This window comes from Aminobacter sp. LjRoot7 (genome assembly GCF_964252895.1).
GTDB lineage: Bacteria > Pseudomonadota > Alphaproteobacteria > Rhizobiales > Rhizobiaceae > Aminobacter > Aminobacter aminovorans_B.
Genome location: NZ_CAXUPX020000008.1, coordinates 290,843 through 306,461 on the forward strand (window position 1 = coordinate 290,843; position 15,619 = coordinate 306,461).

Sequence of the window (15,619 nt, forward strand, 5' to 3'; positions counted from 1 at the left end):
ACGAGGCCTTTGCCGCTCGGGCGCCAATTTAGCGGCGGCAGCAACAGGGCAGGAGAGGAATAAATTCTCCTTGAATCGGCTTGACTCTCCCCGGCACCTCTGGAATCTATAAGAACATAACAGGAACAACCGGGGAAGCAGATCGACATGGCGACCAGCGCCGTGGCGCGGGATGTCGTTTTTGCCTTGCGCCAGAAGATAGCGAAGATCGAGGGCACGCTGGCCGAAAGGCTGGTCGCGCCTGCCGACGGCCAGCCGGTCGCGGGGCTTCTGGTCCGCCGCAACGGACATGCCTCGGCGCGCGACTTCTTCTTGCCGACGAGTGTCGAGCGGCTTGACGAAGTGCTCGGCGGCGGGCTGCCGAAAGCGGCGTTGACCGAGATTCACGGCACTGAAACCCGCAATGCAGGTGCCGCCGCGGGGCTCGCGCTCTGCCTCGTCAGCGCCATGCTGAAGGAGCGGTCGCGGCCCAGGGATCTGGTGCTGTGGGTCGGCACGACAGAGATGTTCCGCGAGGCGGGGCTTCCTTACGCGCCGGGCCTTGCCGGCTTCTTCGGCATACAGGCCGAAAGCCTGCTGCTTGCCGAGGCGCCGAAAGCCGCCGACGTGCTGTGGATCGCCGAGGAGGCTGCCCGCATCGAGGAGATCGCAGCCGTCATCGTCGAACTGCGCGGCAATCCGCGCAGTGTTGATCTCACAGCGACACGCCGCCTGCACCGCCGGGCGCAGGACAGCGGCCGCCCCATCTTTCTGCTGCGCCAGTCGGCCGTGCCGGAGCCGACGGCAGCACCCGTCCGCCTGGTCGTCTCACCCGCGCCGGCCACCTTGCGGCAAACGCTTCTCGGGCCGCTGGCCGGCTCGATCGCAGCCCCCGCCTTCGCTGTTGAGATCGGCAAGAGCCGTACCGCTCTTCCCGGCAGCTTCATTCTGGAATGGAACTCCGATGCACGCACCCTCGCAGAACGAAGCCCAGAGAATCGTGTCGCTGTGGTTTCCCCATCTCGCGGCCGAGCGCATCTTCCGGCGCAGGCTGGGGCGGTCCTGGCGTTCAAGCCCGCAACCGCTGAAGCCGCTGGTAACAAGCCATCGCGAGAGCAACACCCAGCGCATCGCCGGCCTCGACGCACGGGCTGAGGCGCTCCGCCTGAAGCCGGGCATGGGGATCGCCGAAGCGCGCGCCATGCACCCTGATATCGACGTCGTCGAAGCAGATCCCGAGGCCGACCGCCGGCTGCTCGAAGGCCTTGCCGACTGGTGCGACCGCTACACGCCGCTTGTCGCGATCGACGGCGAAAACGGACTGTTCCTCGACATCACCGGCTGCGCCCACCTCTTCGGTGGCGAAAAGGCGCTGCTTGCCGATCTGATGGCGCGCTTCTTCCATCAGGGTTTCGACGTGCGCGCCGGTCTTGCCTCGACGCCCGGTGCTGCATGGGCAGCGGCACGTTTTGCCGCCAGCCAGATTCTGGCTCCGGGCAACGAACGCAATTTTCTCGCCCGCTTGCCGCTCTCGGCGCTCAGGATCGATGCCAGGACCAAGGCAAGCCTCGAAAGCGTCGGGCTACGTACCGTCGGCGCGATCATGGACGGGCCGCGCGCGCCGCTGGTCCGCCGCTTCGGGACACAACTCATCGAGCGCCTTGACCAGGCGCTGGGTTGGCTCGAGGAGGCGATCTCGCCGCGCCTGCCTGTCGCCCCGCTTTCGGTCGAACGCCATCTCGCCGACCCGCTGTCGCTCATCGACGACATCGAGCGGCTGATCGGCCTGCTCGCCGCCACCCTCAAGGTCGATCTCGAACGCAGGGAGGAGGGCGCACGCGCGCTCGAACTCCTGCTGTTCCGGGTCGATGGCATGGTCAGCCGCATAACTGTCGGCGCCTCGCGCCCCATCCGTGAGCCGACACTGGTGCGCAGGCTGTTCCATGAGCGGCTGGCGACGCTCGGCGAGAGCCTTGATGCCGGCTACGGCTTCGACCTGGTGCGTCTCTCCGCCCTGTCGACGGCCCGCTTCGACGCGCGCCAGGCCGACCTTGCCGGTGAGGTCGAAGATGGTGGCGAGGAACTGGCGATCTTTGCCGATCGCATCGGTGCCCGCCTTGGCGAGGCAGCCGTGCTTGAGGCTGTCACCGTCGAGAGCCATTTGCCGGAACGTGCGGCGCCCGCCCGACCCTATGCCCAGGAAGAGGCCCGCAAAGGCATGGGCGATCGCCCGACCCGGGCGGTGCAGCAAGCCGGGCGGCGGCCTCGACAGGCCGACCGTCCCATCCGCCTGTTTCGCCAACCGGAACCCATCGACGTTCCTGCGACCGAGGTTCCTGATGGCCCGCCGCTCAATTTCCGCTGGCGCCGGGCGCTGCATCGCGTGGCGCGGGCGGAAGGTCCCGAACGCATCGCACCCGAATGGTGGCGCGAGGAGTCGGATGCGCCGACGCGCGACTACTACCGTATCGAGGACGCCGAGGGCCGCCGCTACTGGCTCTACCGGCAAGGCCTCTACAATGCGCAAGCGGTGCCGCGCTGGTTCCTGCACGGGGTCTTCGCATGAACATGGTCGTCGCTGCCAGCTATGCCGAATTCGGCATCCAGTCGAATTTCTCCTTCCTGCGTGGTGCCTCCGCGCCGGAAGAGCTGGTGATCGCGGCTAAGTTCCTGGGGCTTTCGGCCATCGGCCTTGCCGACTGCAACACGGTGGCCGGTGTCGTCCGCGCGTGGAAGATGGCTCAGACGGAGGGGCTGACCTACCACCCGGGATGTCGGCTGGTTTTTGCCGACGGCACGCCCGACATCCTTGCTTACCCACAAGACCGCAAGGGTTGGGGGCATCTGTGCCGCATGCTCACCCAGGCCAATACCCGGGATGAGAGCGAAAAGGGTGCACCGCTTCTCTATCGGGAGGATCTTTTCGAGTGGGGCGACCTGCTGTCGCTAGCCGTCCTGCCCGACATCACAGCTGCCACGGAAGATGACGTTATGCTCCTGCGCAGCCTCAGGGAGCGGTTCGGCTGCTCCTTGTGGCTGGCGGTCGCGCCGAATTTCGGCGGCAACGACCGCTTCAGGATCGAGCAGGCCGCAACCATGGCCGCCATGGCAGGCGTGGCGCTGATGGCAACCAATGATGCGCTCTACCACGCACCGGGCCAGCGCCCGCTGCAGGACGTGCTGACGGCGATCCGCCTCAGCGTGCCTGTTGCCGAGGCCGGCTTCGAGCTCAAGGCGAATGCCGAACGCCACCTCAAGTCGCCAGCCGATATGGCGCGGCTTTTCCGCAATCACCCGGAGGCCCTGGCCGAGACGCTGCGTTTCGCCGAAAGCCTGCATTTCTCGCTGAAGGAGCTCCAATACAATTACCCCGACGAACCGACGGAATCGGGTCTGGAACCGCAGGCGGAATTGGAAAGGCTGACCTGGGAAGGGGCGAAAAAGCGCTATCCTGACGGCGTTCCGGAGAAGGTGCAGGGCATCATCCGGCATGAGCTCGGCATCGTCGAAAAGCTCAACTACGCCCGTTATTTCCTCACCGTCCACGAGATCGTGAAGTTTGCCCGCTCGAAAGAAATCCTCTGCCAGGGGCGCGGATCTGCTGCCAATTCGGTCATTTGCTTCTGCATCGGCATCACCGATGTCGGACCCGACATCGTCGATGTGCTTTTCGAGCGCTTCATCTCGGAGGAACGCGGCGAGCCGCCAGATATCGACGTCGATTTCGAGCACGAGCGGCGCAACGAGGTCATCGAGTTCATCTACGAAAGATACAGCTCCAAGCGGACCGCGCTCGCGGCCTCCGTCGTCACCTATCGCGGTCGCTCGGCCTTGCGCGAGGTCGCCAAGGCGATGGGGCTGTCGGACGACGTCAGGGGCGCCATGTCGGGCTCGATCTGGGGCTGGTATTCGTCCGAGCTGGGTGAGAAGGAGGCGACAGCCGGTGGCCTCGACAAGGCCGATCCCGTGACCCGACATGTCATCGATCGCGCCAATGAGATCATGGGCTTCCCTCGCCACCTGTCCCAGCATGTCGGCGGCTTCGTCATCACCAGGGATCGGCTCGACGAGATCGTGCCGATCGTCAAGACGGCGATGGACGAGCGCAAGATGGTCGAGTGGGACAAGGACGACCTCGATGCCGTCGGCATATTGAAGGTCGATGTGCTGGCGCTCGGCATGCTCACCTGCCTGCGCAAGGCCTTCAACCTGCTTGAGGCGCATTATGACGAGCGTGACCGCCATGGCCGTCCGCTTGAGCTGGCGACGCTGCCCCAGGCGGACCCCAAGGTCTACGACATGATCTGTCGGGCCGACACGCTCGGCGTGTTCCAGATCGAGAGCCGGGCGCAGATGTCGATGCTGCCGCGGCTTCGGCCGCGTGAGTTCTACGACCTTGTCATCGAGGTGGCGATCGTCCGGCCCGGCCCGATCCAGGGTGACATGGTGCATCCTTATCTTCGCCGCCGGCAGGGCAAGGAAAAGGTCGATTTCCCCAAAAAGGAGCTCGAAGACATTCTGGGCAAGACGCTGGGCGTGCCGCTGTTCCAGGAGCAGGCGATGAAGATCGCCATCGTTGCCGGCGGCTTCACGCCCGGCGAGGCCGACCAGCTCCGCCGCGCCATGGCGACCTTCAAGCGCACCGGCACGATCGGCAATTACCGCGACCGCATGATCAAGGGCATGGTGGAGCGCGGGTACGAACGCGACTTCGCCGAGCGCTGTTTCAAGCAGATCGAGGGTTTTGGTGAGTACGGCTTTCCCGAAAGCCATGCCGCTGCCTTCGCACTGCTCGTCTACGCCTCCTGCTGGTTCAAGGCCTACTATCCCGACGTGTTCTGCGCGGCGATCCTGAACGCGCAACCGATGGGATTCTACCGGCCGGCCCAGCTTGTACGCGATGCACAGGATCACGGCGTCGAGATTCGCCAGATCGATATTAACCACTCCGTCTGGGACTGCACGCTCGAGCGCTCAGGCTTCGACCCGAAACGCATTCAGCAACGCCACGCCGAGATGCGGGATGTCATCAGGACTAGCCATGCCGTCCGGCTCGGTTTCCGCCAGATCAAGGGGCTTTCCGACAAGAAGATGCAGGCATTCGTTGCGCGGCGGGGCAAGGGCTATGTGTCGGTGCGGGATGTCTGGCTGCGCTCGGGGCTCGATGTCGGCGAGATCGAGCTGCTCGCCCAGGCTGATGCTTTCCGCTCGATCGATATCGACAGGCGCACAGCGTTGTGGGCGGTGCGGGCGCTCGACGGCAAGAGTGCCGCCGAAATGCTGCCGCTGTTCGACCGCCCCGAGGTGCAGCTGGTCGACAACGAGCCGGAGACGCATCTGCCGCACATGCCGCTCGGCGAGCATGTCATCCACGACTACCGTTCGCTCGGCCTGTCGCTGAAAGCGCATCCGGTGGCCTTTCTCAGGCATCGTCTCGATCGCGCCGGCATCACGCCCAATGCCCGGCTCGCCGATGTGCTCGACGGGCGACGCGTGTCCGTCGCCGGGCTGGTGCTGGTCCGCCAGCGGCCGGGCAAGGGCAATGCCATCTTCCTCACGCTGGAGGACGAGCGTTCGATCGCCAACATCGTCGTCTGGGCACGTGTCTTTGAGCGCTTCCGGCCTGTCATTATGGGATCGAAGTTTATCCGCGTCACCGGCAAGCTGCAGAAAGAATCCGGTGTCATCCATATCGTCGCTGACAAGATGGAGGACTGGACGCATTGGCTGGCGACGATGTCGGAGGAATTGCAGGCAACTGCCGACCAAGGCGACCGGCCTGTTGCGGAAGGACGGGCCAGCGCCGCCAACAAGGCCGCACGCGACCCGCGCATGCTGCCGAGCTACGAAACGCTTGCCCGCAAGGCGAGCAGCGTCATGCCCAAAGGCCGCAACTTTCAATAGGAGGAAGGGAATACGGGAGGGATGAACAACGCAGGCAAACGGCAGGCTATGCCAGGCGACAGCAGACAAGGCGCGGACCGTAGGTCATGCGGCGCCACGGCACGTCACAAAAACCCTGCCGACAAGTAGGCAGTAATGGCGGGGGGCATCACGCGCATGGCGAAGCCGGCAGGCAAGGCCGCCCAAGTGCCGGTCCAAGAGGCTGTTGCCTGAAGCGAGGCCGCTCCGCTCAGCCGCGTATGCGGGGCGCAATATCTTGCCCGGCGGCGACGGGCAAGGAGGGTCGCGGGTCAGGCGCCCGAGCCGGTCTCCTGGTCGCCGATCTGCCGCGCCTCGGAGGGCAGCATGACGGGAATGCCGTCGCGCACGGGGTAGGCCAGCTTTGCGAGCCTGGAGACAAGCTCGCCGCGTTCGGCATCCCACTTCAGCGGGCCCTTGGTCAGCGGGCAGGCCAAAAGTTCGAGCAGCTTGACGTCGATGTCGCGCTTATTGGTATCGACCATTCAGCTCTCCTGGCCGTCGCCTATTGCAGGCTCGATCCGAAATCTTCGTTCTCGCGAGCCAGCGCCATTTCGGTGATCGCTATCAGCGTCTCGGCGCGGGTCTTGAGATCGGGGGCTTCGAGCAGTGCCTGTTTTTCGGCCGCCCCATAGGGCGCCATCATCGACAGCGCGTTGACCAGTATGGCGTTGTCGGCGCGGCTGACGCTCTCCCAATCGGCCTCGAGCTCATTGGCCTGGAGGTAGGTGCGGAAGGCCTTGAGCAGTGCCGGCCGGTCGACTTCCGCACCGGCCTTGTCCTCGCCGAGATCCGCCGCAAAGGAGGTGATCTTGCACTGCCGGAACGGCGTCTTGACGGCCAGTTCCTGGGCGACGCGGAAACGGCAGACGCCTTGCAGCGAAATCAGGTAGCGGCCGTCGCCGGTCTCGGCGAGCGAGGTGATGCGGCCGATGCAGCCGACCGGGCAGAGCGCCGGTTCGCCGTCGGGGCGCAGATTGCCGTCGAGCGAGGGCTGGATCATGCCGATCAGCCGCGAGCCGGCTATCGCATCGTCGATCATCTGGAGGTAGCGCGGCTCGAAGATGTTGAGCGGCATGCGCCCGCCCGGCAACAACAAGGCAGCCGTCAGCGGGAACACCGCTAGCGTTGTCGGTAGATCGCTGTCGAGCCGGTAATGCGCGTTTCCTGCCTGCATCTTTTCCTCAGCTGCTACTCATCTGGGGTAGCGGCGGTCAAACGCAAGACCGCAACGCTTGTGCCGTCACGAAAACAACAGCGACGACAGCTTGCGCCGCGTGGCCAGCGTCACCTCGTCGGTGAAGCCCCAGGCTTCGAACAGCTTGAGCAGTTGCGCCCTGGCACCGTCATCGTTCCAGGTCCGGTCCGCCTTGACGATGGCAAGCAGGTTGTCGGCCGCTTCGGTGCGCTGGCCCTTGGCGTTCTGGATCATGGCGAGATCGAAACGCGCCTGGTGGTCGCCGGGGTTCTGCGCCAGCTTGCGTTCGAGCTCGGCCGAATCGCCGAGTGCCGCCGCCTCTTCGGCGAGTGCGATCTTGGCGCGGACCGAAACCAGTGCGGCGACCGCCTTCTTGTCCTCTGGGGCACGCGCCAGAACCTCGTTTGCGCCTTCGACGTCGCCAGCTTCGAACAGGATGTCGGCAAGTGCCGCGATGGCATCGATGTTGTCGGGCACCTGTTCGAGCACGGCATCATAGATCTGCACCGCCGTCTGCAGGTCACCGGCCTCGCGCGCTTCGGTAGCGGCCGCAAGCGCCTCTGCGATCTGGGGCTGGCCGCCATCCTTGCCGGCGATCTTGTCGATGAAGTCGCGGATCTGGCTCTCGGGCACCGCACCCATGAAGCCGTCCACCGGCTGGCCGTTCTTGAAGGCGATGACGGCAGGAATCGACTGGATGCCGAGCTGGCCGGCAATCGCTGGATGGTCGTCGATGTTCATCTTGACCAGCTTGACCCGTCCGCCGGCAGCCTGGACGACGCGCTCGATGACCGGGGTCAGCTGCTTGCACGGGCCACACCACGGCGCCCAGAAATCGACCAGCACCGGCTGCTTGCGCGATTCCTGGATCACGTCGGCGCTGAAGGCGGCGGTCGTCGTGTCCTTGATGAGATCGGCCGCGGGTGCTGCACCGTTGGCGGGCGCTGCGCCAAACTGCACGTTGGTGGCGTACTGGCTGCTCATGCCGCCGAAGGGATTGCTTTCGTTGCTCATCTTCACTCTTCCGGTATTCGCTATTTTCTGCCGGCGATCAGGCCCAGCGGCTGTCCGTCCACCATGTGGCGATCAGCCCGAGACTTTCAAGATAACAGCATCATGGCCGGTTGCCTCGACGAATCGCAGCAGGTCGGCATTGGCGATCGAGGTCGTCGCCTCGTTGGTCAGCGGGTGGGCGTTGATGACGGCGTTTTCCATCAGCGCGCTGTCTAGCACCAGCTTCACCCTGGCCGAAGTATCGTTGATCAGCCCGAAGACGGTGACGGCACCAGGTGCCACGCCGAGCAGCTCCATCAGCGCCTCGGGCTTGCCGAAGGAGACCCGGCTCGAAGCGCCGATCAGCTGGTGGATCTGCTTGAGGTCGACGCTTGCCTCCTCGTCCACGGTGACCAGGAAGAAGTTGTCCTTCTTGTCCTTGAGGAAGAGGTTCTTGGTGTGCCCGCCGGGAATGGCGCCGCGCAGCGCCTGCGAATCGGCGACCGTGTAGAGCGGCGGATGGTCGTGGGTGGTCACTGAAATGCCGAGCCCGGCCAGATAGGCGAGCAGTTCGGCGCGGGTCTTGGGTGTCGTCGAGGCGGTCATCGCAGCTTCCGGGAATTGCCGTTGCGCGAGGTTTATGGGCAAAGCCGGCTTTCTGCACAAGTCCGGCTTTGGCCGGCATGGTGCTTCCCGAGGGGAAATATGGGATTCTCGGGTCTGCGGAAAAAAGTTCAAGAAAGAGCGGTTTTTCCCTGTTGCATTCGCCGCGAGCTTCGGCCATATAGCAGCCGTTGCGGCGACGAGCCGCGGCGAGCGGGTGTAGCTCAGGGGTAGAGCACAACCTTGCCAAGGTTGGGGTCGAGCGTTCGAATCGCTTCACCCGCTCCAGTTTTCTTTATGGAAAACAAAGCATTATGAGAAAGCCGCCTTCGGGCGGCTTTTCTCATTTTTGGCGTGGTCACCACCTGGTCAACACCGTTGAGGGCGATAGCCAAGGAAACCCCTGCACTGATCTGGCCTTCAATTGCGGTCTAAAAACGAATCCGTTCGGCCCAGCTGGCTAATGCGCGGGCCTTGAATTGATGGAAAACAGGTTTTTTACAGGAAATCGCTTCACACTTTGCGAAATCGCGACGGCAGCGTGGCGCGCTGAAGCAGACGTTGCCGGCGATGCCGCTGGGAGGTCGTGTTGGGCCAAGAGCTAGATGCTGTGGAACCTCAACAGGTTGTCCTCGGTTAGCCCGAGGCGGCTGATTGGTGTTTTAGACTTTAGGCAGCCGTGTGGTCGATGCCAATTGTATCGGTGCAGCCAGATTGGAAGTATCCGGCACGATGATCGGATGTCGGGTAGGCAATGGTGTAGGCCCATTCCCTGAGCGCGGTCTGAATGAAGCGCTCTCCTTGCCATTATCCGGTATGTGATCTGCGGTGCCTTTTCGTCCTGCTGTTCTTCTTTGGGAACGGCCTTATAGTAAGCCCATCCGGGACGTGGGGCACCGGGAGCAGGAAAGTGCGGGCAGGCCGTCTTTAGACCGTGGGCTGAGAGCCCAAGCTCGTTACATGGCCGCCCCTCGCGACTTTCCCGGATGCGCTACGTGCCGGAGGCCGAGCGCCTAGAGATCGATCGGCACCTGCGCGAGTTCGACCGGCTGGGCGATGACCTCCAGCTTATCGAGCGCGATTTTGCCCGTTCGGCTCTCGATGAAGGCGCGAAGCGTCTGATGACCATTCCAGGCGTCGATATGACCGTCGCGCTGGCGATGAAGGCGGCGCCGGATCGCGGCTGCGGGCCCCAGGATGTTAAGGATCACCACGGCCGACGAGACGCCGTGCTCTATGGCTTCCTGGCAGGCGGCCTCGACCGCGCTCAACCCGTCGGTCAGCACGCAAGTGAGGATCGACACCATCTGCCGGTCCCCGTCATCAACCGCCTTGTGCTTGCGGCGCACCTTCTCCATTGCCGACGGCAGGACCCAGCCAAGGAACGGCGCGCCGTTGCGCAATCCGCCCGGCTTGCGGGCAAGCCCCGGCACGTAGTGCCAGGGATCGTAGATGACCTCGTTGCGGAGCATGGATCTCGACGGGTCGGGCGGCGGCACCCGACAGCACCCGTGCAGGTCTTCGACATCGACGCGGGAATGTAATGGAAGCCGTCAAAGCGCCTGGCATAGGGGAGGATGCTGGCACGCTCTTCCTCGAACACCTCCCACACGGGCGCTCGCCTTGTTCGGGATGCCGATGCGCCTTGGCATAGGCGACACATTTGACGGCCAGCCAGCCGTTGAGGCTCCAGCGGCTTGAAGCGCAGCCGCGGTGTGAAGAAGCGCTCGCGCACCAGCCCAACCTGGTTCTCGACTTGCCCCTTCTCCCAGCCGGCCGCTGGTGTGCATGCCGGTTCGACAAGGTAATGCCCGCATATTTGCGCAAAGTGGCGGCAGTAGCGGCGATCCCTGCCGATGAAGATCGCGTCCACCGCCGTCTTCATGGTATGGGATGGACGCCTCCCTCTTCTCCGTCACATTGGGGTGACCAACCTTGCGGAGGAAAGCATGACAATGGATCTGTTTGCGATCGACCTTAGGAAACAGTCGTTCCACCTGCATGGCATCGATGATGACGGTGTGGTTGTGTCGCGGAACGTGAGCCGCGCAAAGCTTTCAGACACCGTGAACGACATGGCACCGAAGACGATCGCGATGGAAGCTTGCGCCAGCGCTCATCATCCGGCACGGCCTGCGGCAGGAGTGGGCGCGTGAGAAGTTGAGCTGAGCTGACGATAACCACGACGGTCGCCTTGGCCAACGCTCTCGACCATGCCCTTATCGCCAGCTTCCGCGCTGAGTACCCCGAAATCAGAATTATATTGATCGCCCGCGTTGCGGTGCTGGACCCGACAGAAGAGCGGGTGGATGTCGCCATCCGTTACGGAAACGGCAATTGGCCGCATCTGGATTCGTCATTTCTTTTTTGGCGTGAAATTCTTCCCGTAGGTAGCCCGTCTTATCTGACCGCCTTTCCCGTCAATTCAACGGAAGACCTGAGATTAGCCCGCCTTTTGGATCTCGACGGCCCTGCTGCGTCCTATTCGGAATGGAAGTGGTGGTTCGCCGTCCAATGTATCGAAATTGGCCGTCTTCCGGAATTGAGCTTCAACAATTATCCGTTGCTGGTTCCGCTTCCAGGGCAAGGGGCCATCCTCGCCTGGGGCAACGTGAACGACGATCTTATCGCCTCGGGCGCCCTATCAATATTGACGGTTTGGGCGGTCACGCCTCGATGCCCCATGTCGGCGTCGATACGATTACGGTCGGTTCCGAATTGGTTCTCGCCTTACAAACCATCGTGGCACGAAAGCTCCCTCCTGGCGCCGGCGTCGTTGTTTCCGTCACGGAGTTCTTGACCGACGGGCAACGCAATGTGCTTCCCGGCCACGCGACGTTGAAAGGGGACATGCGGGCTCGCACGCCGGCAGATAGGCAAGCTGCGATCGGCTTTATGCAGCAGATCGTCGATGGGGTCGCCGCCACCCACAAAGTCTCCGCCACCCTGTCATGCAAGACCGAGTTCATCGAGGCGATCAATGCGCCCGAGGCCGTTGATGCTGTCGTGCGCGCTGGTAGGGCGGCGGGACTGGACGTCATCCCGGATCGCTCGCCAATGAGCTTTTCAGAAGACTTCGCCCACTTTTCCACCGCTGTACCTGGCTGTTTCCTCCTCCTCGGAAATGGCGAGACGGGCGCGCACGGGAGACCGCTTCATGCGTCCGACTATGATTTTAATGATGCTCTCCTATCTTTTGGCCCGCGGTTTTGGGTAGAGCTTGTCCGCGACCGTCTCGGAGCTGATAAGAGCAGGAACCCCGCCTTATGAGAACACTCGTCAAGCGGGTGTCGTCCGCCCGTGTCATCGTGACAGTGCGATCATCGGGGAAATCGGCAATGGCCTGCTGGTCTCCGTATGCGCGATCAAGGGTGACACGGAGAAGGACAGCGAATGGTTGTCGCGCGAGATCATCAACCTTCGTATTTTCAGAGACGATGCGGATCGAATGAACGTTCGGTCGTCGATGTCGACGGTTCCCTCTCATCGTCAGCCAGTTCACGCTCGCCGCCGAGACGAAAGGCAACCGGTCCGGCTTTTCTACGGGTGCATCGCCGGGCAAGGAAAACGTCTCTATTTGGACTTTTCCGCCAAAGTTTCGGCGCTTGGTGTTGCCGTTGCGAATGGTGTATTCGGCGCGGACATGTGGGTTGAGTTGGTCAATGACGGTCCCGTGACGATCTGGCTGGGCACGGCGTCGATCTAGCCACGTTCGGCGCGATTGCGCGGATGCTTCCGACTCCGGTGATCTTCGTGGCGTGCGACAGAAGGAACTCCTTTGAACAGCCCTGAATCGCCGACCCTCGACGCAAACTCACTCCATCCCGAAATCTGAAAGTTCTGCGATCGGCCCGGTGCGGACGCCACTTTTGGCTTGGTCGATCAGTTCCTGACCGCTCTTCATGATGTCGCGGCGCATCGCAGCTTCTGCGGCGTCCGGGTCCTTCTTTTCGAGCGCGTAGATGATTTCCAGATGTGTCGAGGTGTCCCACAGACCTGGCGAGTTGAGTGAGAAATACATAGTCGGGCCGGAGCGGAGCCATAGGCCTTCGATCATTGGTAGCAGGATGGAGGATTCAGTCAGGCCGTAGAGGGTAAAGTGGAAGTTTCGGTTGGCCTTCAGGACATCGCCCATGGCGCCGCGGACATGTGCGTCCTTAAGCGTCTGGTTGATGTCGCGAAGGCTTTGCAGTCCCGCAGCGCCGATTCTGTCGGTAGCGATCCTTGCTGCAAGGCCTTCAACGCGGGCACGCAGTTCGAACAGTTCCTCCAGCGCCCTGGCGCCGAGACGCGGTACGCGGACCGACCGGTTGGGCAGTTCTTCAAGGGCATTGGCTGCGATCAGGCGGCTCAGGCTCTCACGCACCGGCATCGCGCTGGTGCCGAACACAGCAGCGAGCTTGCGAAGGCTGAAGACTTGCCCCGGAACGAACAAGCCTGACATCAAGCCATAGCGAAGCTGCGACAGGACCTTGTCCTGCACGTTGCCACGCGCGCTCTTTGGTTGTTCGGCCCCTTCCATTCGTTTTCATCCTCCTGCTTGACGACTCAAAATTGTGATGACACTTTGTGATCATTTTAAAGCGTAGATCCGTGCTAAGTCAAAGCGGGTTCATGAGGAACGCAGTTCGTGTCGCAACGCAGTCAAATTAGCCATGTCTAACAAGCAGCTTGTCAACGTAGATGACTATCGCCGTGCTGCCCGTAAAGCACTCCCCCGCGTCCTGTATGATTTCGTGTCAGGCTACGCTTTAGACGCTCAAACTGGAAATAGAAACCACGATGGGTTTTCCGACTGGTGGCTGCGCGCGCGCAGCTTTGCTTCCAACTCCAATCCGGATATTTCCGTAGAGCTTGGTGGGCACAAGCTTGATCTTCCTGTCCTTATTGCTCCCACAGGATGCTCCGGCCTCTTGTGGCCGCGCGGCGAAGCTGAAGCTGCCCGCGCTGCAGGCAACGTCAACACGATCATGGAAGTCAGCGCCGGCTCGATCCTGTCGATGGAAGACATTGCGGCAGCTGGTCATGGTCAAAAATGGCTGCAGATTTTCCTCTACTGCGACCGTGGTCTGACCCGCGAATTCATCGCGCGCGCCAAGGACGCAGGCTATACCGGCATTGTCGTGACCACGGATGCTCCCGTGCATGGCCGTCGCGAGCAGGACTATCGCAACGGTTTTGCGATCGATCAGCGGCTGTCGCTGCCGACAATGCTCGACGCGGCGGTCCACTATAGGTGGTGGATGCGAATGGCGGGCCAGCCCCGCTTTCAGATGGCGAATTTCGCATCGCGCTCGGATGGCGACATGAACGACATGGCGGCCTACATCGCTAGCGTTCTCAATCCGGACATCACCTGGGATGACTTGTCGTGGCTGCGCGAAGAATATGACGGGTTCCTCACCGTGAAAGGTATTTTGCACCCACAAGATGCAAACGAAGCCATCGCGCGCGGCGTAAATGCGATCCAGATTTCGAACCATGGCGGCCGCCAGCTCGACAGCACGCTGTCTTGCATCGATGCGTTGCCAGCGGTTGCGGAAGCCGTCGACAAGCGTGTCCCGATCCTGCTCGACGGCGGTATCGAGCGGGGCACATCGGTACTCAAGGCCATCGCGCTCGGTGCCGATGCCTGCGTCATCGGTCGCTCACACCTGTGGGGCATGGCGGTTGCCGGCGGAGACGGGGTCGAAGCCATCCTCAACGTGCTGCGAATGGAAATCATCAACGCCATGACGATCGGCGGCTGGAAGTCGCTGGCCGAGATTGGCCGCGACTCGATCACTCGTACACCCGGACACGGGGACTAAAATGAGCACGTCAGTTAAACGCTACCCTGGCACCGAACGCATGAGCAACATGGTTGCTTATAACGGCATGCTGCTCACCAAAGGTATCACCGCCCGCGGCCTGCCGCGGGACATCAAGGAGCAAACGGCGGACGTTCTGCGTCAGCTCGACGTGCTGCTGGCAGAGGCTGGCCTATCAAAAGAAAACCTGTTGTAAGTGATGATCTGGATTTCCGACACGCGTGATTTTGACGCGATGAACGAAGTCTATGACGCGTGGGTCGCGCAGGGTTTCCAGCCGGTGCGCGCCTGCGTTGAATCGGCGCTCGCATCGCCTGATCTTCTGATCGAGATCCAGGCGAGCGCCGCTCTCGCCTGATCAGGGAATATCGATGCTGCCCGGCGCGGTTCCGCGTGCGGGCAGCGTTTCGAAGCAGACCTTGCTGTGGGTCATGCCAAGGGTAACGAGGGCAGCTGCCATGGTGATGGCACAGGCCATCGGCTCCACGATTGGCAGGTTATACTTCGAGCGCAATCCCGGCACGTAGCCGGACATTGCGGTGCAAGCGAAGAGGATGACATCGGCGCGATGCTGCGTCATCGCCGCGTCGATCGCGCGCTCAATGATTTCGAGGCAGTATTCTGCCGATTCGATCAGGTCTGCTGGCGGGCAGTCGACAATGTGCATCGAGCACACCTTGTGGTCGAAACCGTAGGCCCGGATGTGCTCTTCGATAGCCGGCTGACCGTTGCGCATGCTGAGAACGGCGATCCGATACCCCAGCATGCTGGCGACGTGAAGGCCAGAATGGAGCGGCGCAAGAACTGGAATTCTCACAGTTTCACGCGCGGCGCGCAGGACTGGGTCGACGCAACAGTCGAGTGTCACCGCATCGACCCCGTCCTTTTCAGCCTGACGGACGGCTTCGAGAATGTACGGGCCAGCCAAGACCTCTTCGGTTGCGAACTCCATTGAAAACGGTCCGCGCTCGATCGGGACCACTTCGATCTCGACGCCCTCGCGTGCCCAGAGCTGCCGTTGCTCCTTCATGCCCGCCATCACCTTCGGCGAACGGACAGGAACGATGTCACGAATTTTCATTGAGAATTTCCTATCGGATTTTGTGATCACGAA

15 protein-coding genes, 1 tRNA gene and 3 pseudogenes are annotated in these 15,619 nt (G+C 62.4%); 11 read left to right on the forward strand and 8 right to left on the reverse strand.

Translation table 11 applies throughout. The features are described from left to right. Positions 1–147 precede the first annotated feature (147 nt). The 3 genes from ACSQ3E_RS22270 to ACSQ3E_RS22280 are packed head-to-tail and all read left to right on the forward strand — an operon-like array spanning position 148 to position 5,883. Positions 148–1,134, forward strand: coding sequence for an ImuA family protein (locus ACSQ3E_RS22270; protein ID WP_436124356.1), 987 nt, complete (start codon positions 148–150; stop codon positions 1,132–1,134). Beyond that, positions 1,109–2,545, forward strand: coding sequence for a Y-family DNA polymerase (locus tag ACSQ3E_RS22275; protein WP_436124371.1), 1,437 nt, complete (start codon positions 1,109–1,111; stop codon positions 2,543–2,545). The genes ACSQ3E_RS22270 and ACSQ3E_RS22275 overlap by 26 nt, the downstream gene beginning before the upstream one ends. Further along, positions 2,542–5,883: an error-prone DNA polymerase gene (locus ACSQ3E_RS22280; RefSeq protein ID WP_436124357.1), complete on the forward strand. Its 3,342-nt coding sequence runs from the start codon at positions 2,542–2,544 to the stop codon at positions 5,881–5,883. Before ACSQ3E_RS22275 ends, ACSQ3E_RS22280 begins: the two co-directional genes overlap by 4 nt. A gap of 290 nt (positions 5,884–6,173) precedes the next feature. On the opposite strand, the gene ACSQ3E_RS22285 is transcribed toward ACSQ3E_RS22280, so the two are convergent. From ACSQ3E_RS22285 to ACSQ3E_RS22300, 4 genes are all read right to left on the reverse strand, one after another. Continuing rightward, positions 6,174–6,386: a Trm112 family protein gene (locus ACSQ3E_RS22285; protein ID WP_310325858.1), complete on the reverse strand. Its 213-nt coding sequence runs from the start codon at positions 6,384–6,386 to the stop codon at positions 6,174–6,176. A gap of 20 nt (positions 6,387–6,406) precedes the next feature. Beyond that, positions 6,407–7,078, reverse strand: coding sequence for an LON peptidase substrate-binding domain-containing protein (locus ACSQ3E_RS22290; RefSeq protein WP_436124358.1), 672 nt, complete (start codon positions 7,076–7,078; stop codon positions 6,407–6,409). Between the two features lie 66 nt (positions 7,079–7,144). Further along, entirely contained in the window at positions 7,145–8,113 is a 969-nt protein-coding gene (gene trxA / locus ACSQ3E_RS22295) for a thioredoxin (protein ID WP_436124359.1), read from the reverse strand. 72 nt (positions 8,114–8,185) lie between these two features. Then, a complete protein-coding gene (locus ACSQ3E_RS22300; RefSeq protein WP_310325868.1) occupies positions 8,186–8,698 on the reverse strand; it encodes a prolyl-tRNA synthetase associated domain-containing protein in 513 nt (170 codons plus the stop codon). A gap of 210 nt (positions 8,699–8,908) precedes the next feature. On the opposite strand from ACSQ3E_RS22300, the gene ACSQ3E_RS22305 reads away from it, so the two are divergent. Next, positions 8,909–8,983, forward strand: a tRNA-Gly gene (locus tag ACSQ3E_RS22305). A 313-nt stretch (positions 8,984–9,296) separates the two neighbouring features. Here the strand turns inward: ACSQ3E_RS22305 and ACSQ3E_RS22310 are convergent. Both ACSQ3E_RS22310 and ACSQ3E_RS22315 read right to left on the reverse strand, forming a co-directional pair. Then, a pseudogene (locus tag ACSQ3E_RS22310) lies at positions 9,297–9,499 on the reverse strand (integrase core domain-containing protein); the annotation flags it as partial. 371 nt (positions 9,500–9,870) lie between these two features. After that, a pseudogene (locus ACSQ3E_RS22315) lies at positions 9,871–10,580 on the reverse strand (IS21 family transposase); the annotation flags it as partial. Between the two features lie 70 nt (positions 10,581–10,650). Between ACSQ3E_RS22315 and ACSQ3E_RS22320 the strand changes: the two are divergent. From ACSQ3E_RS22320 to ACSQ3E_RS22335, 4 genes and pseudogenes are all read left to right on the forward strand, one after another. After that, positions 10,651–10,845, forward strand: a pseudogene (locus ACSQ3E_RS22320) (IS110 family transposase); the annotation flags it as partial. 26 nt (positions 10,846–10,871) lie between these two features. Then, positions 10,872–11,495 carry a LysR substrate-binding domain-containing protein gene (locus ACSQ3E_RS22325; protein WP_310325944.1) on the forward strand — a complete coding sequence of 208 codons (624 nt, stop codon included), beginning with the start codon at positions 10,872–10,874 and terminating at the stop codon, positions 11,493–11,495. After that, the gene (locus tag ACSQ3E_RS22330) at positions 11,396–11,965 is read left to right on the forward strand and encodes a M20/M25/M40 family metallo-hydrolase (protein ID WP_310325946.1); all 570 of its coding nucleotides are present in this window, start codon (positions 11,396–11,398) and stop codon (positions 11,963–11,965) included. The genes ACSQ3E_RS22325 and ACSQ3E_RS22330 overlap by 100 nt, the downstream gene beginning before the upstream one ends. Further along, entirely contained in the window at positions 11,916–12,401 is a 486-nt protein-coding gene (locus tag ACSQ3E_RS22335) for a D-aminoacyl-tRNA deacylase (protein ID WP_310325870.1), read from the forward strand. Before ACSQ3E_RS22330 ends, ACSQ3E_RS22335 begins: the two co-directional genes overlap by 50 nt. 108 nt (positions 12,402–12,509) lie before the next feature. Here ACSQ3E_RS22335 and ACSQ3E_RS22340 read toward each other — a convergent pair whose 3' ends face one another. Continuing rightward, positions 12,510–13,217, reverse strand: coding sequence for a GntR family transcriptional regulator (locus ACSQ3E_RS22340; RefSeq protein WP_310325873.1), 708 nt, complete (start codon positions 13,215–13,217; stop codon positions 12,510–12,512). Positions 13,218–13,350: 133 nt separating this feature from the next. Here ACSQ3E_RS22340 and ACSQ3E_RS22345 point away from each other — a divergent pair, with 133 nt between their 5' ends. Genes ACSQ3E_RS22345 through ACSQ3E_RS22355 form a run of 3 tightly spaced genes read left to right on the forward strand, consistent with a single transcriptional unit; the run spans position 13,351 to position 14,863 of the window. Further along, positions 13,351–14,505 (forward strand): alpha-hydroxy acid oxidase, encoded by a 1,155-nt coding sequence (locus tag ACSQ3E_RS22345; protein WP_310325876.1) that lies wholly within the window; start codon positions 13,351–13,353, stop codon positions 14,503–14,505. A 1-nt stretch (position 14,506) separates the two neighbouring features. After that, positions 14,507–14,701 (forward strand): hypothetical protein, encoded by a 195-nt coding sequence (locus tag ACSQ3E_RS22350; RefSeq protein ID WP_436124360.1) that lies wholly within the window; start codon positions 14,507–14,509, stop codon positions 14,699–14,701. 3 nt (positions 14,702–14,704) lie between these two features. Beyond that, positions 14,705–14,863 carry a Rid family hydrolase gene (locus ACSQ3E_RS22355; RefSeq protein ID WP_436124372.1) on the forward strand — a complete coding sequence of 53 codons (159 nt, stop codon included), beginning with the start codon at positions 14,705–14,707 and terminating at the stop codon, positions 14,861–14,863. Here the strand turns inward: ACSQ3E_RS22355 and ACSQ3E_RS22360 are convergent, their stop codons facing one another. Further along, positions 14,864–15,586: an aspartate/glutamate racemase family protein gene (locus ACSQ3E_RS22360; protein ID WP_310325881.1), complete on the reverse strand. Its 723-nt coding sequence runs from the start codon at positions 15,584–15,586 to the stop codon at positions 14,864–14,866. It lies immediately after the preceding gene. Positions 15,587–15,619: the final 33 nt, after the last annotated feature.

Excerpts from the sequence above, each read along its gene's own strand:
- ACSQ3E_RS22280 (WP_436124357.1), top strand. The coding sequence starts at position 2,542 with ATGAACATGGTCGTCGCTGCCAGCTATGCCGAATTCGGCATCCAGTCG.
- ACSQ3E_RS22355 (WP_436124372.1), top strand. The coding sequence starts at position 14,705 with ATGATCTGGATTTCCGACACGCGTGATTTTGACGCGATGAACGAAGTC.
- ACSQ3E_RS22285 (WP_310325858.1), bottom strand. The coding sequence starts at position 6,386 with ATGGTCGATACCAATAAGCGCGACATCGACGTCAAGCTGCTCGAACTT.
- ACSQ3E_RS22345 (WP_310325876.1), top strand. The coding sequence starts at position 13,351 with ATGTCTAACAAGCAGCTTGTCAACGTAGATGACTATCGCCGTGCTGCC.
- ACSQ3E_RS22350 (WP_436124360.1), top strand. The coding sequence starts at position 14,507 with ATGAGCACGTCAGTTAAACGCTACCCTGGCACCGAACGCATGAGCAAC.
- trxA (WP_436124359.1), bottom strand. The coding sequence starts at position 8,113 with ATGAGCAACGAAAGCAATCCCTTCGGCGGCATGAGCAGCCAGTACGCC.
- ACSQ3E_RS22290 (WP_436124358.1), bottom strand. The coding sequence starts at position 7,078 with ATGCAGGCAGGAAACGCGCATTACCGGCTCGACAGCGATCTACCGACA.
- ACSQ3E_RS22340 (WP_310325873.1), bottom strand. The coding sequence starts at position 13,217 with ATGGAAGGGGCCGAACAACCAAAGAGCGCGCGTGGCAACGTGCAGGAC.
- ACSQ3E_RS22300 (WP_310325868.1), bottom strand. The coding sequence starts at position 8,698 with ATGACCGCCTCGACGACACCCAAGACCCGCGCCGAACTGCTCGCCTAT.
- ACSQ3E_RS22270 (WP_436124356.1), top strand. The coding sequence starts at position 148 with ATGGCGACCAGCGCCGTGGCGCGGGATGTCGTTTTTGCCTTGCGCCAG.
- ACSQ3E_RS22360 (WP_310325881.1), bottom strand. The coding sequence starts at position 15,586 with ATGAAAATTCGTGACATCGTTCCTGTCCGTTCGCCGAAGGTGATGGCG.